This window comes from Enterococcus sp. DIV1314a (assembly GCF_051713805.1).
GTDB lineage: Bacteria > Bacillota > Bacilli > Lactobacillales > Enterococcaceae > Enterococcus_I > Enterococcus_I aquimarinus.
In genome coordinates this window covers 2198907-2224456 of record NZ_JBIOQP010000001.1, presented here as the reverse complement: position 1 = coordinate 2224456, position 25550 = coordinate 2198907, and the positions used below count along the sequence as shown (strand labels likewise).

The following is a 25550-nucleotide window of genomic DNA, read 5'->3' as shown; positions in this document are numbered from 1 at the left end:
AGAAGGGGTGGTTTGATGAGAGGCATTTTAACAGTCATTGGGAAAGATAAAGTGGGGATTATCGCGGGTGTGAGTCAGACGTTAGCATCATTAAATATTAATATTGTTGATGTGACACAAACGATTATGCAAGAATATTTTACAATGATGATGGTACTGGAACTAAATCCAGCTTTAGATTTTGAGCAAATACGCGCGCAACTAACGCAAGCTGGTGAAGAATTGGGTGTCAAAATTAGCATTCAAAATGAAGAAATTTTTGATGCAATGCACAAATTATAATCGGAGGTTATCAGATGGAAGTTAATCATATACTGGAAACCATTCGTATGGTGGAAGAAGAACATTTAGATATACGAACAATTACAATGGGGATTTCACTCCTTGATTGTATGGATAGCAACATTGAAGCTGTCTGCGAAAAGATGTATCAAAAAATTACGACGAAAGCAAAAGAGTTAGTCGCAGTTGGCGAAGCGATTGAATTGGAATATGGGATTCCGATTATTAATAAGCGAATTTCCGTTACGCCGATAGCGATTGTGGCTTCAGCCGTGACCAATACGACCACAACAGACTGTATTCAATTAGCCAAAGCGCTTGATCGCGCAGCGGAAACGGTAGGGGTTAACTTTATCGGAGGATATAGTGCATTAGTCGAAAAAGGCTATCAAGGTGCGGATCGAGTATTAATTGAATCTATCCCTGAAGCATTAGCACAAACGCAATTTGTTTGTTCATCTGTGAATATTGGATCAACAAAAGCGGGAATTAATATGGACGCCGTTAAATTGATGGGCGAAACCGTTAAAGCAACAGCTGAAGCTTCAGAGATGGGGTGTGCCAAATTAGTCGTCTTTGCGAATGCGGTGGAAGACAATCCATTTATGGCGGGGGCTTTTCATGGCGTCGGTGAAGGTGACTGTGTGATCAATGTTGGCGTGAGTGGACCTGGAGTTGTCAAACGCGCCTTAGAAAAAGTCCGTGGCGAAAGTTTTGACGTTGTGGCAGAAACGGTCAAAACAACTGCGTTTAAAATTACTCGCATGGGTCAACTCGTGGGTCGCGTCGCTTCCGAACGATTAGGTGTTCCTTTTGGCATTGTCGATTTATCGTTGGCTCCTACGCCAGCTGTGGGTGATAGTGTGGCTTTTATCTTAGAAGAAATGGGTCTTGAATCAGTTGGGACGCATGGTACTACGGCGGCTTTAGCACTTTTAAACGATGCTGTTAAAAAAGGCGGCGTCATGGCATGTAATCATGTTGGGGGCTTATCGGGTGCATTTATTCCCGTCTCAGAAGATGCAGGAATGATTCAAGCGGTCCAAAATGGGTTTTTAAATTTAGAAAAATTAGAAGCGATGACAGCCATCTGTTCGGTCGGGTTGGATATGATTGCGATCCCTGGTGAAACGAGTGCAGAAACGATTGCGGCGATGATTGCCGATGAAGCCGCGATTGGTGTGATTAACCATAAAACGACTGCGGTGCGCATTATTCCGGCAAAAGATAGTAAAGTCGGTGATATGATTGAGTTCGGCGGATTACTCGGAACGGCACCGGTTATGAAAGTAAATGCTGCGAAATCATTTGACTTCATTCAACGTGGCGGACGTATTCCAGCACCGATTCATTCCTTTAAAAATTAAAAAGGTTCTTATTTTTTCGATTAATCGTTAAAATTTGTCAAATTAAGTTAGAATAAAATGCTTCTTGTACATAGCTCAAAAATATTTCGATTGGTGTTCTGTAATTCAATGATTTTCTTGGAATATGATTACGTTGATTGCTGATACTGGAAATAAATGTCTGATTCACTTCTCTAAAATCCATTGATTTCGGCAGTCCATTACGACGCAGAATCCCGTTAGAATTCTCGTTTAATGGGCGTTGAGAAGGTGTTCCAGGGTCCGCAAAATATATATCAATATCATGTTGGTTACTAATGGCTTTACAGTTAGAAAATTCTTTTCCACAGTCAAACGTAATAGATTTAAAGAAGTTTTTAGGGAAGCGAGAAAACCATTGATTAAGGGCAGTTTCAATATCTAATGCCTTACGGCCGTTGGGTTTAATCGTGATAATGACTTTAGATAATCTTTCAACTAAAGTAATGACGGCACTTTTATGATGAATGCCAACGATCGTAACACCTTCAAGGTGACCAAACTCAGAATTGAAATCAGGATAATTATCAGGTCGATCATGGATTGAGCGCTGATATTGTTGTTTTCCCCGTTTTTCCTGATGGCCATTGGGTTTTCTTTTACCTTTCATAGGTAGTGTGTCAATATCAAATATTCCTTTAGAAAATAAACGATAAAGTGTTCTCATACCGCATGAAATAGGCCTTTCTTGTCGCCCGATAATGACGTCAGCCGTCCAACCAAGAGTGACTTTCTCTTTAATGTAATCTACTTCATGAGCAGGTAATTGAATGACTTTTCTACCACATTTTTTCTTATTTTCTTTATACTGGTGCCAATAATCAAGAGCAGTCTTGCCTTGCTTGAACTTATTGACTACATTATAAATAGTTTGTATAGCACGTCCCATTCGGTTAGCGATTTCAACCGGTTTATTATGTTGAAGATAATATGATTCTATCATTGTCAGTTCGTCTATGGTAAGATGTTTGTAGGTCATTTATGGTTACATCCTTTGTTTTCTTTCGTCGGAAATACAATTTGAGTGTAACATAAATGCCTTTTTATTTTTCTAACTTAATTTTACAATTCGCGTATAATATAATCAATTAAGTACATAAAATTTTTGTGAATGTAATTTTTATGAAGTTTAAATTCTAGTTAAAAAATCGACAAATAGTATGTTTTTGAAATAAAGGAGAAATTTTATGAAACAAATGTTAGATGTTACGAGGCGTGAAATAAAATATCGTATTTCCTTAGAAACTGCATTACTTGCACAACAATATTTATCGCAAATATTACCCCAAGATAGTCACAATGGCATAGACGGCTATCTTGTACGATCTCTTTATTTTGATAGTTTATATCACGATGACTTAGAAGAAAAATTAGAAGGAATTGAAGAACGGCAAAAAATTCGTCTACGTATTTACTCTCCGCAAGATCAATTGGTAAAATTAGAAGTAAAAGAAAAAAATGGGGACTGGCAGCAAAAGCGTTCTTTAACAATTACAAAAAAAGAAGCGATTCGATTAATTGCGTGTGATTATACGGTTCTACAAGAAATTAATCATTCACTGGCACAAAATCTATATTATAAGATGACAACTGAACTATATAGGCCTCAAGTAATTGTTCAATATAATCGTTATGCTTTTATGATGGATGTAAACGATACACGAGTGACTTTTGATCAAAAATTAGTAGCTAGTGAAAGTAGTTTTGATTTATTTGGCGAATCGGATACTTTTTATCCTGTAGGTTTTCCAGATGATGTGACACTAGAAATAAAATATAATCATTTTTTATTGTCACATATACGTGAACTATTGGATAGTATTGATAAATCTTCACAATCATATAGTAAGTATGTAATGTCGCGTTTTATTAGTCACACAACTGAATAAATTAATGTAAGGGAGAACAATTATGAGAGATGTTTTGTTAGAATTATTAAAATCAAATCAAGGAGCATTGACTATTCAGGATATTATATTGAATTTTTTTATTGCAGGAATTTTAGGATTAGTTATTTATTTATCTTACCGAATTTCACATGCAGGTGGAATGTATAGTGCGAAATTTAATGTGTCTTTAGTTATGTTGACACTGATTACAACTTTAGTCATGAATGTAATTGGAAATAATATCGCGTTATCTTTAGGTATGGTCGGAGCGTTATCGATTGTTCGTTTTAGAACAGCAATTAAGGATTCTCGAGACACTGCATATATTTTCTGGGCAGTTGCTGTAGGAATTTGTTGTGGTGTACAAGAATATGTCATTGTGTCGATTGGTTCAGGAGTGATTTTTTTATTTTTAATTTTATTTGGAGCAGTTAAAAGCAATGAACGTTACTTATTAATTTTACGTGGTGATAGTAGTTCTGAAAATTTAGTTGAACAGGAAATGGAGCAGTTATTTTTAGGAAGAGTTCGTTATCGTGTGAAAAATATCAGTAATGATTCATTGGAATATATTTATGAATTATCAGAAAAACAATTACAAAATGCGGATAAGAAAGTATCTTCTACATCTGCATATTTAAGTAATATTACTGGTATTAAGACTGTAAGTATTGTTAGCCAAAATGATGAAATGAGTCGATAGGTTGTGAAGGGATGAAATATAATCGTAAAAACACAATGATTACTATTGTAGTATTACTTGTAATAGTTATTTTTGTTTCATTACTCACTCAAATACCTCAATCTAAAAAAATGAATAGTATATATGAACAACCATTGGAAGAAGCGCCTTTAAAAAAAAATCCGATGCAAGGAGTTAATAAGAAGTGGGAAGTAGACGAAAGTTTTTCAACTAATCTTCCTATTATTGTCATTGATACAGGAAATGAAAAACCACCAATCAGCATGAAGCAAGAAAAAGATGGTGTTTTTGTACCTATTCCTGGAGTAACGCCTTATCGATCAGGAACAGTTAAAATTATTAATACAGGAAAAGAAAATCATATTACAGATAGAGCTGAAGTAGAGAGTTTAATTCAAATAAAACGTCGAGGAAATAGCTCGATGCTTTATGAAAAAGCGCAATATCTAATCAAATTAGTAACTGAATCAGGTCAAGAACGTTACCTAGATTTTTTTGGAATGGGTTCAGATCAAGAATGGATACTCAATGGATCATTGATGGATAAAAGTATGATGCGTAATTATTTAGCATTACGTCTAACGGATAAAATTATGCCTTATACACCTGAATCTGTTTATACAGAAGTAATTTATCACGAAGATGGGCGCTATTACTATGAAGGAGTACATCTGTTAATGGAAAATGTGCGTCAGGGAAACGATAGAGTAGCTATTGAACCAGCTAAAAATGCTGATTCATTTCCTTCCTATATTGCTAGAAGAGATCGTATTGCTGAAGATGAAGTTATTTTGGATACATGGGCAACTAGAAAAAAATTAAGTTCTAATTATTTAGGTCTGATTTATCCAAGTAAGAAAAATGTGACGCAAAAAGAAATTGATTTTGTAACAGAAGATTTAAGTAAAATTGAGCAGGTTATTTATTCAAATGATCCAGATGTTTTTGCCACTTATTCACGTTATATTGATGTCGCTTCTTTTGTTGATTATTTCTTAGTTAACGAGTTCTTTGCAAGTTATGATTCTGGATTAAATTCGACCTATATGTATAAAGACAAAGGTCAAAAACTAAAAATGGGCCCGGTCTGGGATTTTGACGGAACGATGGATAATTATCTTGATGAACCATTAGAGTACAAAGTAACAGCCTTTCAAACAAGTCCGTGGTTTGATCGCTTAATTAAGGATAAGCACTTTATTAAACTTCTACAAAAACGTTATGCTGAATTACGAAGAGGCGCTTTTTCAGATAAAAATGTTTTGAATACTGTGGATATGATTACAGCCCATTTAGGTGATGCTATTGATAGAGAATGGACACGTTGGGGGCATATATATACGACTGAAAATAAATTGAGTTTAGACAATTTTGGTGAGAACGATGAATTCGTACGAAATGCCATAGAATATCGTGTGGAAATGTATCGTTTAAAAACAGCTATTTTAAAACATGCGACCTCTATAGGACCGTATTTAAATATATTAGGAAAAGATACAAAAATGGATACAGGAATAACGTATTATATGCCATTACTATTATTAGTTGCTGTCCTTGGTTTTGCTTTACCAGCATTTAAAGCATCAAGGAAATAGGAGGACTGAAACATGCGTTTTGAAACGATTTCTTTTATCACGCTCTTTTTACCGTTAACATTAGTAATATATTATAGCGTAGCTCGCTTTTTGAAAATTCAAAATGGATTGCTACTTTTAGCTAGTTTATTATTTTATTATGTAGGAACAACCAATTTTTTTGCTAGTGTTATTTTAGTTAGTTGTATTATTTGGAATTGGCTAGGAGGCCTTTTTTTAGAAAGACAAATGAAGAAAAATAAATATGTAAGAAGTGCGTTGTATATCGGAATAGGCGGTAATCTGTTCATTCTTGTAAGTTGTCGTGTTCTTAATCAATGGTCAGAAATTACGAATCAATTATTTAATCATTGGATGTTACCTTTAGGCATTTCATGGGTAGTTTTACAAGGGATAGGTTATTTTATGGAAGTGTTTCTTAAGGAGACAACGGCGGAAAAGAATATTTTTATGATTGCGCTGTATATAGCATTTTTTCCAAAAATAGCCTATGGGCCATTAATTGATTTTTCAATAATGAAAAATCAATTTCTAATGCGCAACTATGAGATGAGTATATTTGTAGAAGGGATTCATCGATTTGTTATTGGTTTGTCCAAAAAAGTATTGATAGCCGATCAATTTGCCTATTTTTTAAACTATGCGTTTGTGCAATCCTCTCTTGATAATACCGTCATACAATCCTCAGTCACAATGGCGTGGTTAGCATTGTTTGTAAATGGCATCTATTATTACTTCCTTTTATCTGGATACGCGGATATGGCTATCGGACTGGCGAAAATGTTTGGTTTTTCTTTACCAGAAAACTTTGATAATCCATTTATTGCGACTTCTTTGACAGATTTTTGGAAACGTTGGAATATCACCTTAATTCGTTGGTTTAGAAAATATTTTTTCAGTTTAGTTAATCTGAAGAAAAATCGTGATCAAGTTATCATTAATTTATTTGTTATTTGGTTATTAATTGGTTTATGGTATGGTTTTGGGTGGCAATTTATTTTATGGGGAGCATTTAACTTTGTTATTTTAATAGTAGAGTATTTCTTTTATTTTTCTGAGAATAACTCTTACATTATTTTACGAAGAGTTTATACAACGTTGACAGTATTTTTTGGTTTTATTTTTTTGAGAAGTCAATCACTCTATCACACTGGTCAATTTTTTAGTGATTTATTTGGTTTAAATAATAATGGATTTTACGATGATCGAGTTATGGCATTTATTAGAGAATTATGGATACCTATTATTTTATCTTGTTACATCATGTTTATTCATCCTCTGGTTAAAGAAAAAATAAAGATTACATCAGTAGGATTGCTAAAATTAGGTAATACGATAGGCATTCTATTACTTTATATTCTGTGCTTATTGTTCATATTGCTAGGATTTCAAGCTAATCAAATATTTGCTTAAAGAGAGGAGATAATCAGTTATCATGAAGAAACAAAATATGTTAAATCTCTTGCTAATCATTATCTTCTCCAGCTTTACATCAATAGTAGGAATAATAGAGCTACAGGCATCCTTTGATAAGTTAAGAGAGACACCACAAATACTTTCAACTACTTCACAACAGGAGATTGAAAAAATTTTGATTGATCAACTGCCTTACAAAAGACAATTGCGTGACGTGTATTCTTTATTGTTACGAGCTCAAGGAAAATCGGAAGCACGTGATTTTTATATAACGAAAACAGAAGACGGCTATCTTCAACAAGCAAATTACTTTGCAGAAAGTAATCCTAATATAAAAAAATATGCAAAACAATTGGAAAAGATGACGAAAAATTTGAATGACACTACTTTTCTTTATGTAGGAAGCTCCGGAAAGTATATACATGGAGTAAGTAAAATAAGACCTGGTTATCCTACAAATGATGTTGCTTTACAAAAATTAGATGAATTATTTTTAGAATTATCTTATAGACAAATCAATACACTTGATTTACGTAAAATAGTTCCTGAAGAACGAGACACCTATCAGGAATATTATTATAAAACACATAGTATTTGGACAGATATTGCTGCTTTTCAAGCAACGATTCAAATTATGGATGAACTACAAAAGAGGAACTCAATATTTAATTATGATAAAAAATATGCCTTATCCTCTAACTACCGCAAGGATGTTTATTCTAAAAAAATGGTAGGTGATCAATTACGTTCTACTGGAATTTTTTTTACAACTGTGGATGATTTAGAATTATTTGTACCCAACTTTCCTGTTAATCTGACCTATAAAGACGTATCAAAAAATGTAACTCGTCAAGGAGATTACTATCAATCTGTTATTAATCCTGTAGAATATGCAAGAAAGGATACCACATATTTCAATGCTTCAAATATCTATTTTGGATCTGAATTAAGGCATTTAAAGTTAATAAACAATCAAATAGAGACGGGCGGAAAAATAATCTTATTAACAGATAATTATTTTTTATCCATTGCTAAATATTTAGTTTTAATGAATAAAGAAGTTGAAGTTATAGTGACTGAAAATGAAACATCCAAAACAATTGAGAAATTAATAGAAAATGAAGCATTTGATGCGGTAGTAGTAGCAACACAAAGTACATCTATCCAAGATTCCTTTTATAATTTTTATAAGTAAATGGAGGTGAGAGTGATTAAAAATGAATTTTTAGAAAGAAGTGTTATCATCTTTCGTTTTATAATTTTTATTGCTGTATTGGCAGGAGGTTTTTTTCTAATGCACCATTATAATACAGCGAAAGACAATGAACGACCACTAGATGTCTATTTTCTTTCCACAATTAATGATGCAAATGCTACTTTGCTGACACAAGGGGCAAATACTATTTTAATTGATACAGGAGAAAAACAAGACTATCAAGCATTAAAAAAATTATTAAAAGACGAACAAATCAAAACGATTGATTACTTAATTTTAACGCATCCAGATAAAGATCATGTTGGTGGTATGTTAAATATCTTACAAGATTTTTCTGTTGTTCATGTAATTATGCCTTATTATGGTAAAGAGCACGAAAATTTGGAAAAAATAACTAACGAACTGACAGCTTTGGAAGTGTCTGTAACCTATCCTTCGAGGACGCGTAACTTTGCTTTAGGATCTATAAAATTGACAGTATATCCGCCTTTAGAGAGACATTACAAAAAAGATAATAATTACTCGCTTGCTACTTTAGTTACACATCAACAAACAAATATGCTATTTGTCGGTGATAGTGAATCAAAAAGATTGCAAGAGTTGATGAAAGTTAATTGGCCTACCATAGATTTATATCTAGTTGCACATCATGGGCGTGCTAATTTATCATCAGAATCTTTTATAGAGCAAATTAAACCAAAAATAGCTGTAACTACAGCCTCTAGCAATGACTTAGAAGTACAAAATGCACTAAAAGAGCTAGCATCAACTATTTATTTTACAAACAAACAAACGTTGCATTTCCAAAGTAATGGAGAGAAAATTGAAAGGAAATGAGCATATGAAGTCTATACCTAAAGAAAAAAGTGAATTATATTCTTCGATTTACCCTAAAGAGTCAAAGATTAAAATTTATCGTAATCAATTATGGGTATTACTCACTGTTATCTTAAATATCATTTATTTGTATTGGCGGATTCGCTACACGTTACCTTTGGAGTTTGGTGTGGTATCTATTATCATGGGCGTGTCTTTAGTTATTGTAGAATTTTTAGGAGCATTGGAATCGATGGTTCATTATTACAATATGTATAAGATAGAAAGCCCACAAGTTCCAGATGTGCCGTTAGAATTGTTTCCAGATGTAGATATTTTTATTGCTACGTATACAGAACCAATGGATTTACTTTATAAAACGATTAATGGTTGTAAACACTTAGAATATCCTGATAGAACAAAAATTCACATTTATTTATGTGATGATGGTCATCGACCTGAAGCCAAAAAGTTAGCTGAATCTATGGGGATCCAGTACTTAGATCGTTCTGACAATAAAGGTGCAAAGGCTGGAAACTTGAACCATGCGATGAGTAAAAGTAACTCCCCGTTAATTTTAACAATGGATGCAGATATGATTCCACGCCGAATATTATTAATGCGCTTGGTTCCCTATTTTGTAGATGCCTGGATTAAAAATGAAGGAAAAGAAGAAAAGGATCAAATCAAAATGGGGTTTGTTCAATCGCCACAAACATTTTATAACCCAGATCTATTCCAATATTTCTTGTTTTCTGAAAACCGTATTCCAAATGAACAAGATTATTTCTATAAAGATGTACAAGTATCACGTAACAGATCAAACAGTGTTATCTATGGCGGTTCCAATACTTTACTCAGTCGTGAAGCTTTGAATGATATTGGCGGTTTTTATGAAAAAGCTATTACGGAAGATTTTGCTACAGGAATGTTACTCCAAAAGAAAAAATATCGTTGTTATGCTATGAATGAAGAGTTAGCCAGTGGGTTATCACCAACAGATTTTCCAAGTTTGATTCAACAACGGATTCGTTGGGCACGTGGATGTATTCAAACAGGACGCAAAATGCATATTTTTTTGACAAAAAGTTTCTCTTTAGCTCAAAAAGCAAACTATTGGGCGTCAATTTGGTATTGGTATGCGCCAATAAAACGATTAATTTATATTATGTCTCCTATTATGTTTGCAACATTTGGTTATATGGTTATTAAAACCGATTTATTGCAAATTTTAATTTTCTGGTTACCTATGTATATCTCAAGTACAGTTACGTTACGAATGATGAGTCGCAATATTAGAACAACGAAGTGGACAAATATTTATGAGACAGCGATGTTTCCATTTTTGTTATTCCCCGTTATAGAGGAATTTTTAGGTTTTTCGTTGAAAAAATTTAAAGTAACAAGAAAAGATGGTGTGAATACAGAACAACAGAATAACTTATTGTATGTACTCCCCTTTTTATTGTTTATTATTTTATCTGTGATTGGAATTGCGAATATTATCTTTATGATTTTAAGAAGTGGTACTATTGGTCCAATCGTAGTTTTATTTTGGCTCTTAATCAATATATTTAACTTAGTTATGGCAACCTTTTTTGTTTTAGGTAGAAAATTTCATCGTAAAAGTGAACGTGTGGCTATTTCAGAAGCAGTCGTTTTAAAACCAATTCATGAGGAAGAAATTCACTGCCGTACATTGGATATTTCAGAAGGTGGTGTTTCATTATTTATGGAAACTCCCATCTTTATTGATCATAAAAAATTGATAAAGTTAACTATCACAACCGATTATTATCAGGCTGAAGTAGAAGGGAAAATTGTTCATATTGATGAATTTAGAGGTGGATGGAAATACGCTTTTCAAATTGTTGATTATCTAGATAGTAAAGCCGATTATATGCAAATGCTTTATGATAGAGTGCATACCCTACCAAAAAATTTACAATCATCGCATAGTACATTTGATGATTTACGCTTAAATATTGTACGTCGCATGCAACCAGTTGTTTATTTTAGTCGTAAATCTGCTCGTATTGACATGAATGAACAACTTCCTTTAGTTTCAGGGGGATTTGTTACCATTATTAATTTTAATTTCGAATATCTTGTGACAGACTCTGTAAATGTAGATGATGAAATTGAATGTGTCGTATCTGATGGCGTGAACTTTAAATGTAAATACATTAAACAGTTAAATAATAAAAATAAATTATACCAAATTGTAAATATTGATGAACTAACAAGTGATTCAAAGAAACGCCAATTAGTTACACAATGGGCTCAAAAAGCACATATAAGTAAACAAGTGGATGAGAAACAACAAGTCAATAAGACTAGTTTATTAGTTAATGATATATTAGGTGGCGCAGATGAAGATAATCATACTAAATAAACAAATCTATTTTTACTTGTATCTAGGCTTGTTAATTCTAGGAGGGTGTAATTTGCAGTTAAAGAGTGAAGAAATACGTTTCTCAGAAAAATTGCAAGCAGGTTGGAATTTAGGGAATAGTTTAGATACACACAACCTGAATTTTCAAACAGATAGCCCAACTGATTACGAGACGTATTGGAAAAACCCTCCAACAACTCCTGAAATAATTCAAGATATTCGCAAAGCAGGATTTCAAACAATTCGTATTCCTGTGACTTGGCAAGAGCATGTCGATGATAATTTTATGATTGATCAAGAGTGGTTAAATCGGGTCACTGAGATTATTGATATGAGTTTAGATGAAGGATTTTATGTGATTTTAAACGCACACCATGATGACTGGTACACACCCGATGAAGCGCATTTAACATCAGCAATCAAAAAAGTGAAACTATTATGGACGCAACTTGGCAATCATTTTGCAGAATATGACACACATCTTTTATTTGAGAGCATGAATGAACCTCGTTTAATTGGAACAGGAGATGAGTGGGGAACTGGTCCTTATGAGTCGCAAAAAATTGTTAATCAATTAAATGAAGTCTTTGTGGAAACTATTCGCCAACTGGATGGCTACAATAGGGAACGTTATTTATTATTACCTACCTATGCCGCACGTTTTGAAACAGCAGCTTTAAATGCATTTGAGTTACCTTCAGGAAAACATTTAATGGTTTCAATTCATTCTTATATACCAGACTATTTTACGCAGACAGATCAAAAAGGAACAACGTTTGACCCTGAAAATTCTAAAGATACGAAATTAATCGATACATTTTTTTCAGATATTAACCAACTATTTATTAATAAAGGTATCCCTGTTGTAATAACGGAGTTTGGAGCGAGTCATAAAAATAATTTAGATGATAGACTGGCCTGGACGCAATATTTCGTAGAGAAAAGTCGGACATTAGATGTTCCCTACATTTGGTGGGATCCAGGTGGCGATAACCCCAAACACCCAGATTTTAGTTTATACGACCGTTATTATCAAAAATGGTTATTTCCTGAACTTGTCGATAGTTTAGTCAATTAAGACACTAGAAGGTGTTATTTTAGTGTCTTAATTGTAAGCGCAAAATGAAACGGTATCTAGCTATGACAAATAACCCTTGCTATAATGTCTTTATATTATAGTGAGGGTTATTTACAATTTTCTTGAACTTCTGTGCTCCATGGCAATAACCCTTGAAGTAACTCAGGGTATTCTTTAAATGGTGTGTCGGGCAGTTCTTCAAATAAGTAGTTAAGATACTTATACGGATCTAATCCATTTAGTTTTGCAGTTTGGATTAAACTATAAACAACGCCACTCGCTGTTGCACCTTTGGTACTGGTAGAAAAATTCCAAGCTTTACGACCAACTACGAATGGACGGATACTGCGCTCAGCTAAATTATTCGAGAGTTGACATTCCCCATCTTCAAGGTAGTTCATTAAGTAAACCTTTTGATTTTTTGCATATTGCAATGCTTTTCCAAGAGTGGAATTCTTTAATGCATTTGTATGCTCTACCCAATTCCAAAATTGATTTAAGATTGGCGTTGCTTTTTCTTTCCGTAGATGGAGTCTCTCCTTTGGAGAAAGATAAGCGATCGTTCGCTCAATCTCAAAAAGTTCATCACAAAAGTCTTTTCCAATCTCAGACTGAGATTTAGTTTTCGTGCTGTTTTTTGGAATGCCGTCATTAAATTTTCTGCGTAGGTGAGCCCAGCAGCCGACACGTGTAACATCCGTGACTTTATTATAGCCCTCATATCCATCACAGTGCATAAAACCATGATAGCCTTCTAAAAACTTACGCGCATTTTCTCCAGCTCGAGTAGGTTTATATTGGTAAAGTGCTATTTGCTCAGAGGCATCTTTGCTACTTTGGTAAAGCCACATATAAGACTTTGAGGTAGCCGGTTTATTTGGCTCATTTAAAACCTGCATCGTCGTTTCATCTACATGAATCACTCGTGATTGCAGTAATTGCTTATGTAAGACGTCATATATAGGCTTTAACCATAGATTAGAGGCTGTGATGACCCAGTTTGCCATAGTAGCACGACTAAGTTCGATTCCATAATTTTCCCATTCTTTTTCTTGCCGATAGAAAGGGATACTCAATTCAAATTTTTGATGCATTAACCAGGCGACTGAACTTGCAGAAGCTAAGCTTCTAGGGATAACAGGCACAGGTGTTGGGGCTTTTACAATAGCGTCTGCACCATCTTTCTTACAAGTTGGACATTCATAAGTATAGCGCATAATTTTTCTCACCTTCAGGTGAGCAGGAATAAATTCAACTTCTTGTCGCACTTCTTCTTTTCCAATGATTTTTAATTCTGTATTGCACCACTCATAATGGCATTCTTCTTCATGTAACAGACAATTAACGTTGATGACTGGAAGATCTTTTATCATCTTTTCTTTTTGTCCAATCGTCCGTCTCTTCGCCTTAAGATCTCCTAAGTGACTGATTTCAGGTGCTTTTTTGTCTTGATCGACCTCTGCCTCATTAAATATATTTAAATCTTCGTCCGTAAATAAACTCAGCTGGTTTTCAACAGGTGGGATTATGTTAGATTTCTCACTAGAACGACCAAATAACTTTTGAGTAAGCAACTGCACTTGTTCCGTTAATACTACTAACTGTTCGGTTAATTGTCTGTTTTGTTCATTTGCTAACTCTAGTTTTTTGATCAAGGTTTGTTCTAGTTCAGTCATTTTCCACACCTGCCTTTCCTTCCAATTATCACTTTTATTATACCATGAAACGCATGAAAAACAGCTAGAACCGTTGGTTTGACAACGTTGTCAGTGCTAAACTAAATTGAACAGTTTTCGATGAATAAGATTGAACACTTTCGCCAAAGAATATCTCCAATCCTGTATACTTATAAAGGTATCTTAGGTTATTGGAGGACGAAAGGTGACGAAGAAATTAATGTTATATTTGGAAATTCAACAGATGAAGGAGCGGGACTTTTCCATTCAACAAATCGCCAAGCAGTTGAAGGTATCCCGCACAACGGTTTATAACTACATGGAGAAGACACCGGAAGAAGCTTTCGAATGGGTCAATTCTTTAGGTTCGAGGAAGAAGAAATTGGACCCATACAAGGATTGGATTGTTGCTTGGCTTCAAGAGTATCCGCATCTGAATGCGTCTCAAATACAGGATTGGCTGCTTGAGAAATTCCCCGACTTCACCGTTGGTGAAAGTACGATGCGGTTATATGTGAATCAAATACGCGAAGAATATCAGATAGCTAAAACTAAAGTTGTGAGGCAATACGAGGCGGTCGAAGAACAACCGATGGGAAAACAGGTGCAAGTCGATTGGGGCGAAACGCGTCAAAAGACACAGGATCAAAGAGAAATCAAATTATACTGCATTTGTTTCTTACTTTCCCATTCACGCTACCGCTATGTGGAATGGCAAAACCGCCCCTTTACGACTCGTGATGCCATTCGAAGCCATGAGAATGCCTTTGAATTCTTTGGTGGCATGCCGGAAGAAATCGTTTATGATCAGGACCACCTCATCACTGTGAGTGAGCACGCTGGAGACATGATCCTGACCGCTGAATTTCAAGCGTACAAACAGCAACGGAAGTTCAGAGTCCATTTATGCCGCAAAGCCGACCTCGAATCCAAAGGAAAAGTGGAGAGTACGGTAAAGTATGTGAAACGAAATTTCGCCGATAGCCGGATTTATACGACAATCGAGAACTGGAATGAGCGCTGTTTAGCCTGGTTGGAAAGAACGGGCAACCGAAGGGTTCATGGAACAACAAAAAAGAGACCGGTAGAAGTGTTTCTCCTCGAAAAGCAACACTTAAAACCAGTCTCTAAACTACTCTCAACCGAGAGTATCACCGGTTCAAGTATAACAAGAACGGTAAACAAGGACAATACGGTTTTTTATAAATCAAACCTTTATTCCGTGCCACTAGGCACTTACAGACCGAAAGGCCTGAATACAGTGGCTATTGAAATCAAGGAAGATACGAACGATCAAAAACGGCTTATTATCAGAAAACAGCCCGATGGGGAAATTCTGGCGAACCATCCTCTGGAAACTTCAACAGGCAAACTAATCAAAAATAAAAATCATGGGCGCGATCGTTCGAAGGGCATTCAAAGCTATAAGGAAACCGTTGCGCAGCAGTTCAAAGATTTGGAGCTTGCCTCACGATACATTGATATCTTGATGGAGAAGTATCCGCGCTATAAAAGAGACCAACTGGCCGTTCTACAGAAAGCGGCCCTCGAATACCCCACTGTCATTGATGAGGCCCTACAGAAGTGTATGTCTGAACATCTGATGAGTGCGAATGACTTTACGGATGTGGCTAAATACTTGGCTGCCCCTCGGAAAGAGACGCCGCCTGTTCCACCCGTACAAGCAGTCCGATCGGATTGCGCTGATATCAACGTGGAGACGCATCCGATGAGTACCTATACGGAAATTCTGGGAGGTGCCGCCTCATGAATGATAGCATAGACGCGCTGCAAATCCAGTTCAGACAGCTGCGCTTGGTGGAAACTGCGAGTGAGTTGCCTGAGCTTTTCCGTAAAGCCGAACAGGCCTCCTGGACCTACCGAGAACTGGTGCAGGAGATTGTGTGCTTCGAATTAAGGAAGCGCGAGGAAAAAAGTGTTCAGAAACGATTGAAATGGGCTAAGTTCCCGTACCACAAAACACTGACGGAATTCGACTTATCAGATCAGACTTCTCTGAGCAAACGGCAGCTTACCCAGCTCCAAGAGCTTACTTGGCTTGAGCAGCAGTATAATCTCATCTTTTTGGGTCCGAGCGGTGTGGGGAAAACGCACTTATCCATTGCCTTAGGCATGGAGGCCATCCAGAAGGGGTTTCAGGTGACGTTCGTGACAATGGGAAAACTACTCTCCCTTATGAAAACTGAAGAATTCACGCGAAAAGCGCAGGTCCAGCTCAATCGGATCCGAGTGTCTGATTTAGTGATCATTGATGATTTGATGTATATGGCAATGGATCAAAGGGAAGCCACCCTGTTTTTTCATTTGATCAATCATCTATATGAACGGAGTTCAATCATCTTGACCTCCAATAAGAGCCCCGACCAATGGGGAGAATTATTGGGCGATGAGGGCGTCGCAATGGCTATCCTAGACCGTATTCTGCATCGAGCGGAGGTCGTTCACATGAATGAAGCCAGCTACCGTATGAAGCATCGCCAGAGCATGTTTGTGAGCGAAAGTGTTCAAAATTAATTGGCGTTAACTGTTCAATTCTACTTGACGCTGACAAATGTTTTTAGCTGTTTTTTAAATTAATTAAAATACCCCGTTTTTACTTTTTTTATCGCTTTTGGTTGATCTATTTTCATTCCTTCAAAAAGCCATCTCAGTTCTTGTTGGGTAATCGTTCGGACTTCTTCTTTGGTTCGGGGCCATTGGATGACGCCATTTTCAAGACGCTTGTAAAGCAAGATAAAGCCATCACCTTCCCAATAAAGAGCTTTATATTTATTTCGACTTCCACCACAAAATAAAAAGAGGCTGTTTTCAAAAACGTCCATATTATAATGATCTTGTATAATGGACGCGAGTCCGTCAATCGATTTACGCATGTCTATTTTTCCGCAAATAATATAAATTTGTTTGACTCCAGAATAATCGATTAACATATCATTCTAGTTCCTTAAGAAGGGTATAAAGAATGTATTTATCGATGCCATTATAGATATAAAGATCTCGACTGCCAGCGACATCTTTAATTCGACAGGCTAATTTGAGTTCCTGTGGCGTTTTATTAACGGATTCTTTAATATTTGAATCCGTTTGGTGCAATGAAATAGCTACGATATCTTGTTTTTTATTCATCATCATTCCTCCAACTTGTTTACTATAGAGTAAGTATAGAATGAAAGTGAGGTCTGTTAAAGATACCGTTTCATTTTGCGCTTACAAAGATTCTTAGTAAATAGGCTAAGAATCTTTTTTTGGTTGAAATAAAACCAATTTTTTTTCGTATGTTTCTACTGAAAGGAGTGATTCGATGAAATTTCAAAAGTTCAATCAATTATTGCGTTACATCATCATGAGCGGGCTTGTTTTGATACTTGTGATTAGTGGTTTTTTTCTTTATACCACAAACAAAGAAGAAGATGTGCTTTGGGAGATTGCGCCGAGTACTTCTGACGAAGATATCTCCGTTGAAGTCAGTGAAAGTACGACAACAACGGAGATTTTAGTTGATATTAAAGGAGCCATTCAACAACCGGGAGTCTATCATTTGCCTAGCGACGCGCGCTTGCATGAGCTAATCTTTGCGGCAGGTGGCTTTACGAAAGAAGCAGAAGAAAGGCAATTGAATCTTGCGGAAAAACTAAGTGATCAACAAATGATTTATGTCCCAAGTAAAGAAGAAGTTGACTTTTCAGTGGAACTTCCTCAGCTGAATCAAGAAGGCAATGCCGAAACGGGCTTGATAAATCTCAATACAGCAACGCTTTTGCAACTTCAAGAATTACCTGGAATCGGACCGGCAAAAGCACAAGCAATTATTACGTACCGCGAAGAAAATGGCTTATTCAAAACGGTGGAAGATTTGCTGAATATTTCTGGCTTTGGCGAAAAAACACTTGAGAAGTTAAGAGCAATGATTACGTTATAAACACAACACCGTATGATGCAAAAATTGGTTCTTTGAAAATAACATAAAACGTTGTAGCAAAATATTGAAGACAGCGATACACAAACGATTGGGGATGTGGTACATTATTACCAATCGATGAAAGCGTAAAAGGAGTGTCTGAATGGTTGATTACAATGATGATTTAACAAATAAACGTACGCGTATCCCTTGGGATCAGTATTTTATGGCTCAAGCAGTATTGCTGTCTTTAAGAAGCACTTGTACGAGGCTAGAAGTCGGAGCTACGTTAGTCAAAGATAAACGGATTATTGCTGGCGGATACAACGGCTCAGTTAGTGGGGATGATCACTGTATTGATAGTGGCTGTTACGTTGTCGAAGGGCACTGTATCCGCACGATTCATGCGGAAATGAATGCCTTGCTCCAATGTGCGAAACTTGGGGTTTCAACAGAAGGTGCCGAGATTTATGTCACGCATTTTCCTTGTTTACCTTGTACAAAAGCGATTTTACAAGCTGGAATCAAAAAAATTCATTACCTCAATAATTATCGGAATAACGAATATGCCCAAAATTTGATTCAGCAAGTTGGCGTCCAAGTCCACCAAGTCACGCTCGAGTCTACTTATTTTTCAAAACTATCTTTTCAATCAAATGATGAGCATGCTCATGGATAGATCATGGCGTAACCAACTCGTATTTCCGATGTTGATTGCTAGCTCTTTGCTCTATAGTTTTCTATTAAAAAAGATGATTTTACTTCTGATTGCGATGTATCTCATCCTTCACATTTGCTACAAAAAGCAAGTAACACTTTTGTTACTCAGTCTTTTTGTAGCTTTTTTATTTCTCCTTCGTATCGGAATCAAGCCAGCTACTCTTCCCCCAATAGAACAAGAACTGACGATTACTGTTCGAATTTATCCCGATACCATTCAAGTAAAAGAGTCTTTCGTCACAATGGAAGGCAAAACAGCTCAAGGAGAAGTTTTCTTACAGTATCCGTTAAAAAATGCACAAGAAAGCGATCATTGGCAGTCTCGCAAGGATCAGAATGTAACCATTCGAGCAACGGGTGTCTTTAAGCAAGCGGATCCTGCTAGAAATCTTCATGGATTTGATCGTCAGTGGTATGAGTGGACGGAAAATAAAGTCGGTACTTTTCGAATCACGACTATTTTACAGACGACACCCAATTCACGCTGGCACTTTGGTCGCGCTATGCGAGCAAGGGCAATTGACTGGGTAGAAACCGAATATTCACCGAAAATTGCAACGTATATTAAAGCACTGCTGCTAGGCTATCGGGATAATCAATTTCGAGAAATTCGCGAAGTTTATAATAGTAGCGGAATTTTACATTTGTTTAGTATTTCAGGAATGCACATGAGTCTTTTTCTAGGTTGGTGTTTGACCTTATTTCGCTACAGTCGTTTAACCTTTGAAGAATTTTCGATCCCCTTTTTAGTCGTCACGCTTCTATTAGTCTTCCTATTCGGTCAGGGAATTAGCATTTTACGAGCGACATTGATGTATCTCGTAAATATTCTCTGTAAAGAAAGGCAATGGCATTTCTCAGCACTTGATCGTTTTTCTTTCGTTATTTGTCTCTTATTATTAATTGAACCAAAATCATTTGTTCAAACCTCAGGCGTCTTATCCATCCTCTTATCCTTTATCATCTTGATGAGTAGTGACAATCGGAAGAATCCTTTTATCTCGAGTATGGAAATCAGTTTGTTAGCAAGCCCCATTTTGATGTTTTACTTTTATGAAATCCCATTGTTAGCCGGCATTCTAACGGCACTAATCACGCCTCTTTTTTCTTTTATGTTACTTCCTGGTTTGTTATTTTCGTCGTTATGGCACGTTCTTGGATTACCGAGTAGCTTGATTGATTCGTGGATGACCTCTTTTCTAAAGTTACTAGAAACAATCATTCAATTCAGTCACTCGTTTCTCGTAACGACCGGAAAACCTGCCCTGTGGTTTGGCATCGTGATTTTTTTAGTTGTTTTAGCGTGTGCCACAGCAACTCTAAAACATCGGATATTATTTTTCGTTTTGATGATGATCTTTATTTTACTGCCAAGCTTTCCATTGAAAACAGCAGTCAGTTTTGTCGATGTCGGTCAAGGAGATAGCATTGTCTTTCAAAGTTTTGGCAATCAAAAAGTTTACGTCGTTGATACGGGTGGAAAAGTCAATTTTTATGCAAATGATTCGGATAAGGTAACTAAAAATGCCGAATACACCTTGATTCCATTTTTGAAGGGAGAGGGGATTCGGCAAATTGATGGGTTATTTTTGACACATGGAGATTTTGATCATATGGGAGACGTTGAGGAAATATTGCGGGAATTTTCCGTTGAGACTCTTTATGTTGCAGAAGGAATGTTACATCATCAGAATATGGTAAACTTAGACTCGGAATTATTCAAGCGAACAGCAGTTGTTGAATTGCGTCAAGGTGATCGCGTCGGAGTCCACCCAACCTTTGAAGTATTAGCACCTTTTGAAAGAGGAACTGGTGAAAATAAAGATTCTCTCGTTTTAGCAACCGTTATCAAAGAGGTACGATTTTTATTAATGGGTGATTTGGAGGAAGAAGGCGAAAGGCGACTGATTAATGAGTATCCAAATCTTCATACGGATATCTTAAAACTAGGACACCACGGCAGTCGCACGTCTAGCTCAGAAGGGTTTTTACAGCATGTACAACCGAAACACGGAATTATTTCGTGTGGAGTCAACAATCAATTTAAACATCCTCACGCAGAAGTTCTCGACCATTTAGAGACGCAAAAAATAAAAGTGTTACGGACTGATGAACAAGGAATGATCCGCTATGAATGGTCCATGTTCTCGTCTCATCCGCAAATCACAACCGCTATTCAATCAACGGAATAAATGGAGGTGAATGTACAAAGTATTTATTAAAATACTACGTTCTATAAACGAGAGAATTCAAAAAGGAGCTATGACAATAGTCACAACTCCATTAAAATTTTTTAGATGCGGATGGATTGGCTAGAATGAGCCGCTTTCCATAATATAATGCCGCCTAAAACGAGGTGTATGCTTCCTAAAAGGATTAATTCAACTGTTGCTAAATAGGTTTCACCTAATATCATGATAGATAGAATGCCACTCACAATCAAAAATGATCCCATGAGTAGCGTTAGGCGTGCAACAATTGACCGTGATTGAAAGAGGCCGATACCTGCTACGAATAAATGACTCAGACCCAAGAGAAGAATAGCGAATCCAGGTAAAACCCAACTCGTAAAAGGGAGTTTAGTGAGCCACTCTCTAGGATATTCGCCCAAACGACCTTGTATAACTTGTGCCCCAACGTAAATAAAAAGAAGTGCTAAGAAAAAATGATACCCACTGATGAATAAATTCTGTTTTTTCATACTCCATCCCTCCTAGGATAGTCATTCGATTTTTATTGATTAACGCCATCTTAACATATCACAAACCGAAAGCGCTTCTTTTCGAAAAGACTTAAACGAAACTTTAAAACGCGGTGAAGCATTTCTCATCGAAAGAGAATAAGAACTAGTTAAATTTGATACTTCATGTTAGGATAATGAAGGAAGAATGGCAAAATAGATAGGAAGGATCGCTGAGAAATGAATGTACAAGAAGCGCTTCAACAAATCCAACAAAAAAAACTAGCCAATTTGTATCTCGTTCTTGGGACAGAGCAGTTTTTGCAACAACAAGTGCGAGAAGCCTTTATAAAACGGTTAGCGATTGAAGAAAATGATTTAAACTTTGCCCAGTTTGATTTAAGTGAAATTCCAGTAAGTGATTTGTTAGGGGAAGTAGAATCGAGTCCTTTTTTTGGAGACCATCGTTTAGTTTTTGCAGAAAATCCCTTTTTCTTAACGGGAGAAAAACCAAAAAATGCACCTGAAAATGATTTAGATGCGTTGATCCGGTATTTAGAGAATCCTTTGGAAACAACCATCCTTGTTTTTTGGCTCAATCATGAAAAAATGGATGAGCGTAAGAAAATTACGAAACGCTTGAAAAAATCTGCGGTAGTCATCGATGTTCAACCAATGAAAGAAAACGAGGTCCGTCGCTACTTACAACAAACGATCACCAATGATGGTCTGACGTTTAGTCGGGATGCGTTTGACTTATTTTTCTTCTTAACGGACGCATCTTTATCAAAAGCAATGAAAGAACTAGAAAAAATTCGTTTGTTTGCAAATCAAGGACAAACAATCACTCGGGAAATCGTCGAATCCCTTGTTCCACGCTCGCTAGAACAAAACGTCTTTGATTTAACGAGTAAAGTTTTAGAAGGAAAAGCGCAAGAGGCGTTATTACTGTATGAAGAATTACGCGTGCAAGGGGAGGAAACGATTAAAATCAATGCCATTTTAATCAGCCAAATCCGGCTACTGTTGCAAGTACGGATTCTGCAAAATGTGGGGTATCAACAAGGAGCAATTGGCGAAACGATTAAAATTCATCCTTACCGAATTAAATTAGCGATGCAACAAGCTCGTAAATTTGAAGTCGGACAATTAGTCAAACTCTATGATGAGCTAATTGAGAATGATTATAAAATCAAAACGGGACAAATGGATAAAGAACTCATTTTTCAGTTGTTTGTCTTAAAAACATGTCGACCTTTACAAAAATCATCATAAAATAAAAAAGACAACCGTCAATTCAATGAATCGAGGGTTGTCTTTTTATTATTTAGCGATTTTTTTACTTAAACGAGATTTGTCGCGGTTCGCTTTGTTTTTGTGAATTAGACCTTTTGTTTCAGCCATGTCAATTGCTTTAGTAGCAGCTTGATATAACTCAGTCACGTTTTCATCACCAGCTTCAGCAGCTTGGTCAAATTTCTTAATCGCCGTACGCATCGCGCTTAATTGAGATGAATTTAACGCATTAGCAGCTTCGCTTGTGCGAGCACGTTTGATTGCAGATTCGATGTTTGGCATTTATTTCACCTCCGATAAAAAAGTTATTATACGAATAACGTATAAATCAACACTAGTCATTATACCTAATGAAAACAAGCTTTGCAATAGATGTTGTAAAGAATTTTTACTTAACACGAAAAAAATAAGACGATACACCTTATGACAAAGCGTCTATAAGTTCATTTCAAATACAAAAGTTAGAAGTATTGTATTTTGGCCGATTAGATTCTACTATATTAAAAACGCCAGTCATGTCTGAGTGGTTATTGTGGAATGAATAGTTATCTAATTCTTTAAGGAATAGACTTTCTATATGTATCAGTTCATTTAATTCTTTGGTTTAAGAAGTCATTTTTATGAGCATTTTTTCATATTCAGTTTCTAAAATTTGATCAATTACTGTTGTTTTTAACGAAAAATGGCTTTTTTTTGAAGGAATCATGTTCTGATACAATAAAATAACTGAAATCACTTCCAAAAGATTCCCTGAATATGCTATGATGAGTAAGAAAAAAAGCAACATAGAATAATAGAGAATTATGGTGGTGTAAAAGTTGAATATTGCTTTAATAGTAACAATTACTTTAGTAATGGGCGTTATTTTCGTTAACGGCTGGACCGATGCCCCGAATGCCATCGCAACGGCAGTGTCGACGCGTGTCTTACGACCAAATGTCGCAATCGGGATTGCGGTTGTTATGAACTTTTTGGGTGCTCTTGTGATGACGTTCTTTAATGCGCAAGTGGCAGAAACAATTAGTAATATTGTTTCGTTTGATTCCCAAGGAGTTGAGGCGGCTCAAATCGCGCTTGCAGCAGCACTTTTTTCAATTGTCATTTGGGCAGTGGCTGCCTGGTATTTTGGCATTCCAACGAGTGAATCGCATGCGCTAATTGCTGGGTTAACCGGTGCAGCAATGGCTCTTGGTGGGTTAGGTGCTGTGAATATGGCTGAATGGAAAAAAGTTCTAATCGGTCTTGTTGTTTCAACGATTTTAGGATTCGGTGGCGGCTTCGTCATTACGAAAGTGCTCGTTTGGATTTTCAAAGATGTACCAAGGCGTGCGGCAAATAAATTTTTCCATTTTGGTCAAGCAGGAGCTGCGGCTGCGAATGCCTTCTTACATGGCGCGCAAGATGGTCAAAAATTTATGGGGGTCTTCATGCTCGCATTGTTTTATAATAACTTAGCGGAAAAAACAGGGAATGGTTTTGTCATTCCACTCTGGGTAATGGTCTTATCTTCCGTTACAATGGGCTTAGGTACTTCAGTAGGAGGTATGCGGATTATTAAGTCTGTTGGAATGGATATGGTAAAATTAGAAACTTATCAAGGATTTTCAGCTGATTTAGCAGCGGCGATTTGTTTATTTGCAGCCTCTGTTTTAGGTATTCCTGTTTCAACGACGCACACAAAAACGACTGCTATCATGGGAGTTGGTGCATCAAGACGCCTTTCGAGTGTCGATTGGCAATTAGTAAAAGAAATGCTTTTCGCTTGGGTGATGACTTTCCCAGGTTGTGGTTTGATAGCATACGGTATGGCAAAATTATTTATTGCGATTTTTTAAGGAGATAGAGACGATGATGGCAAGAAAAAAACAATATAATTATTTTAATACAATGGAATTATTATCTGAAAATGCGCACTTGGCGGCTGAGCATCTTGAAACGATATTTGAGAATTATAACCCTGAAGAGTTAATCGAAAATTCAGAAGTAATTCATCAATTAGAAAAAAAGAACGATTTACTCGTGGATGAACTAACAAATCAACTGTATGATGCCTTTATTACGCCAATCGATCGGGAAGATATTTTAATTATTTCAGAATGTCTAGACGATATTATTGACGGCATTAATAGTATGACTTACTTACTTGAAAACCTTGTGGTAACAACGATTAGACCAGAAACACAAACTTTTAGTGCTTTTGTCAGTCGTGCGGCTAAAGGGGTTCACTTAGCAATGATCGAGTTTCCAAAATTCAAAAATTCTAAAAAATTAAAGCAGTTAATTTTAGAAGTCAATGAAATTGAGTCTGAAGGCGATTTGCTTTATAGTCGCTTGAAAAAGCAACTATTTAGTGAAGAAAAAGACTTACTTGAAATCATTAAATGGAAAGAAATTTATGACTGCTTTGAATCAATCATTAATGACACGGAACGCGTAGTTGATATTATTGATGGTATGATCATTAAAAATACATAAAAAAAGAGA

At 36.1% G+C, this 25550-nt stretch carries 24 protein-coding genes; 18 read left to right on the top strand and 6 right to left on the bottom strand.

Features of this window, described 5'->3' with window-relative positions; all coding sequences use genetic code 11:
- Positions 1-15 precede the first annotated feature (15 nt).
- Entirely contained in the window at positions 16-282 is a 267-nt protein-coding gene (locus IGI68_RS10600; protein ID WP_071875492.1) for an ACT domain-containing protein, read from the top strand.
- Positions 283-296: 14 nt separating this feature from the next.
- Positions 297-1649: a PFL family protein gene (locus tag IGI68_RS10595; RefSeq protein WP_438732738.1), complete on the top strand. Its 1353-nt coding sequence runs from the start codon at positions 297-299 to the stop codon at positions 1647-1649.
- 37 nt (positions 1650-1686) lie between these two features.
- Here IGI68_RS10595 and IGI68_RS10590 read toward each other — a convergent pair whose 3' ends face one another.
- The gene (locus IGI68_RS10590) at positions 1687-2646 is read right to left on the bottom strand and encodes an IS30-like element IS6770 family transposase (protein WP_438732736.1); all 960 of its coding nucleotides are present in this window, start codon (positions 2644-2646) and stop codon (positions 1687-1689) included.
- Between the two features lie 208 nt (positions 2647-2854).
- Here IGI68_RS10590 and IGI68_RS10585 point away from each other — a divergent pair, with 208 nt between their 5' ends.
- Genes IGI68_RS10585 through IGI68_RS10550 form a run of 8 tightly spaced genes read left to right on the top strand, consistent with a single transcriptional unit; the run spans position 2855 to position 12775 of the window.
- Positions 2855-3556, top strand: a complete 702-nt coding sequence (locus IGI68_RS10585) for a polyphosphate polymerase domain-containing protein (RefSeq protein WP_438732734.1) — start codon at positions 2855-2857, stop codon at positions 3554-3556.
- A 22-nt stretch (positions 3557-3578) separates the two neighbouring features.
- A complete protein-coding gene (locus tag IGI68_RS10580) occupies positions 3579-4259 on the top strand; it encodes a DUF4956 domain-containing protein (protein ID WP_438732732.1) in 681 nt (226 codons plus the stop codon).
- An 11-nt stretch (positions 4260-4270) separates the two neighbouring features.
- Positions 4271-5854, top strand: coding sequence for a CotH kinase family protein (locus IGI68_RS10575; protein ID WP_438732730.1), 1584 nt, complete (start codon positions 4271-4273; stop codon positions 5852-5854).
- A gap of 12 nt (positions 5855-5866) precedes the next feature.
- A complete protein-coding gene (locus tag IGI68_RS10570; RefSeq protein WP_438732728.1) occupies positions 5867-7267 on the top strand; it encodes an MBOAT family O-acyltransferase in 1401 nt (466 codons plus the stop codon).
- Positions 7268-7289: 22 nt separating this feature from the next.
- Positions 7290-8465 carry an alginate O-acetyltransferase AlgX-related protein gene (locus IGI68_RS10565; protein ID WP_438732726.1) on the top strand — a complete coding sequence of 392 codons (1176 nt, stop codon included), beginning with the start codon at positions 7290-7292 and terminating at the stop codon, positions 8463-8465.
- Between the two features lie 12 nt (positions 8466-8477).
- Positions 8478-9323, top strand: coding sequence for a ComEC/Rec2 family competence protein (locus IGI68_RS10560; protein WP_438732724.1), 846 nt, complete (start codon positions 8478-8480; stop codon positions 9321-9323).
- Positions 9310-11697 carry a glycosyltransferase family 2 protein gene (locus IGI68_RS10555; protein WP_438732722.1) on the top strand — a complete coding sequence of 796 codons (2388 nt, stop codon included), beginning with the start codon at positions 9310-9312 and terminating at the stop codon, positions 11695-11697. The genes IGI68_RS10560 and IGI68_RS10555 overlap by 14 nt, the downstream gene beginning before the upstream one ends.
- Positions 11698-11749: 52 nt before the next feature.
- The gene (locus tag IGI68_RS10550) at positions 11750-12775 is read left to right on the top strand and encodes a glycoside hydrolase family 5 protein (protein WP_438732720.1); all 1026 of its coding nucleotides are present in this window, start codon (positions 11750-11752) and stop codon (positions 12773-12775) included.
- A gap of 107 nt (positions 12776-12882) precedes the next feature.
- Here the strand turns inward: IGI68_RS10550 and tnpC are convergent, their stop codons facing one another.
- Entirely contained in the window at positions 12883-14451 is a 1569-nt protein-coding gene (gene tnpC, locus IGI68_RS10545; protein WP_438732718.1) for an IS66 family transposase, read from the bottom strand.
- 220 nt (positions 14452-14671) lie between these two features.
- On the opposite strand from tnpC, the gene istA reads away from it, so the two are divergent.
- Positions 14672-16222 carry an IS21 family transposase gene (gene istA, locus IGI68_RS10540; protein ID WP_438733283.1) on the top strand — a complete coding sequence of 517 codons (1551 nt, stop codon included), beginning with the start codon at positions 14672-14674 and terminating at the stop codon, positions 16220-16222.
- Entirely contained in the window at positions 16219-16986 is a 768-nt protein-coding gene (istB, locus tag IGI68_RS10535; RefSeq protein ID WP_438732716.1) for an IS21-like element helper ATPase IstB, read from the top strand. Before istA ends, istB begins: the two co-directional genes overlap by 4 nt.
- 59 nt (positions 16987-17045) lie before the next feature.
- Here the strand turns inward: istB and tnpB are convergent, their stop codons facing one another.
- Positions 17046-17402, bottom strand: coding sequence for an IS66 family insertion sequence element accessory protein TnpB (gene tnpB / locus IGI68_RS10530; protein WP_438732714.1), 357 nt, complete (start codon positions 17400-17402; stop codon positions 17046-17048).
- A 1-nt stretch (position 17403) separates the two neighbouring features.
- Positions 17404-17598 carry a hypothetical protein gene (locus IGI68_RS10525; protein ID WP_438732712.1) on the bottom strand — a complete coding sequence of 65 codons (195 nt, stop codon included), beginning with the start codon at positions 17596-17598 and terminating at the stop codon, positions 17404-17406.
- A 175-nt stretch (positions 17599-17773) separates the two neighbouring features.
- On the opposite strand from IGI68_RS10525, the gene IGI68_RS10520 reads away from it, so the two are divergent.
- From IGI68_RS10520 to IGI68_RS10510, 3 genes are all read left to right on the top strand, one after another.
- The gene (locus IGI68_RS10520; RefSeq protein WP_438732710.1) at positions 17774-18391 is read left to right on the top strand and encodes a helix-hairpin-helix domain-containing protein; all 618 of its coding nucleotides are present in this window, start codon (positions 17774-17776) and stop codon (positions 18389-18391) included.
- Between the two features lie 142 nt (positions 18392-18533).
- Positions 18534-19049, top strand: a complete 516-nt coding sequence (locus tag IGI68_RS10515) for a ComE operon protein 2 (RefSeq protein WP_438732708.1) — start codon at positions 18534-18536, stop codon at positions 19047-19049.
- Complete coding sequence (locus IGI68_RS10510; RefSeq protein ID WP_438732706.1) at positions 19042-21282, top strand: DNA internalization-related competence protein ComEC/Rec2; 2241 nt, start codon at positions 19042-19044, stop codon at positions 21280-21282. Before IGI68_RS10515 ends, IGI68_RS10510 begins: the two co-directional genes overlap by 8 nt.
- A gap of 101 nt (positions 21283-21383) precedes the next feature.
- Here IGI68_RS10510 and IGI68_RS10505 read toward each other — a convergent pair whose 3' ends face one another.
- Positions 21384-21791 carry a hypothetical protein gene (locus IGI68_RS10505; protein ID WP_438732704.1) on the bottom strand — a complete coding sequence of 136 codons (408 nt, stop codon included), beginning with the start codon at positions 21789-21791 and terminating at the stop codon, positions 21384-21386.
- A gap of 219 nt (positions 21792-22010) precedes the next feature.
- Here IGI68_RS10505 and holA point away from each other — a divergent pair, with 219 nt between their 5' ends.
- Entirely contained in the window at positions 22011-23045 is a 1035-nt protein-coding gene (holA, locus tag IGI68_RS10500) for a DNA polymerase III subunit delta (protein WP_438732702.1), read from the top strand.
- A gap of 48 nt (positions 23046-23093) precedes the next feature.
- On the opposite strand, the gene rpsT is transcribed toward holA, so the two are convergent.
- On the bottom strand, positions 23094-23348 hold the full coding sequence (rpsT, locus tag IGI68_RS10495) for a 30S ribosomal protein S20 (protein WP_071875498.1): 255 nt from the start codon (positions 23346-23348) through the stop codon (positions 23094-23096).
- A 572-nt stretch (positions 23349-23920) separates the two neighbouring features.
- On the opposite strand from rpsT, the gene IGI68_RS10490 reads away from it, so the two are divergent.
- Entirely contained in the window at positions 23921-24901 is a 981-nt protein-coding gene (locus IGI68_RS10490; RefSeq protein ID WP_438733281.1) for an inorganic phosphate transporter, read from the top strand.
- A 16-nt stretch (positions 24902-24917) separates the two neighbouring features.
- Positions 24918-25541, top strand: a complete 624-nt coding sequence (locus tag IGI68_RS10485) for a DUF47 domain-containing protein (protein WP_071875507.1) — start codon at positions 24918-24920, stop codon at positions 25539-25541.
- The last annotated feature ends 9 nt before the right edge of the window (positions 25542-25550 follow it).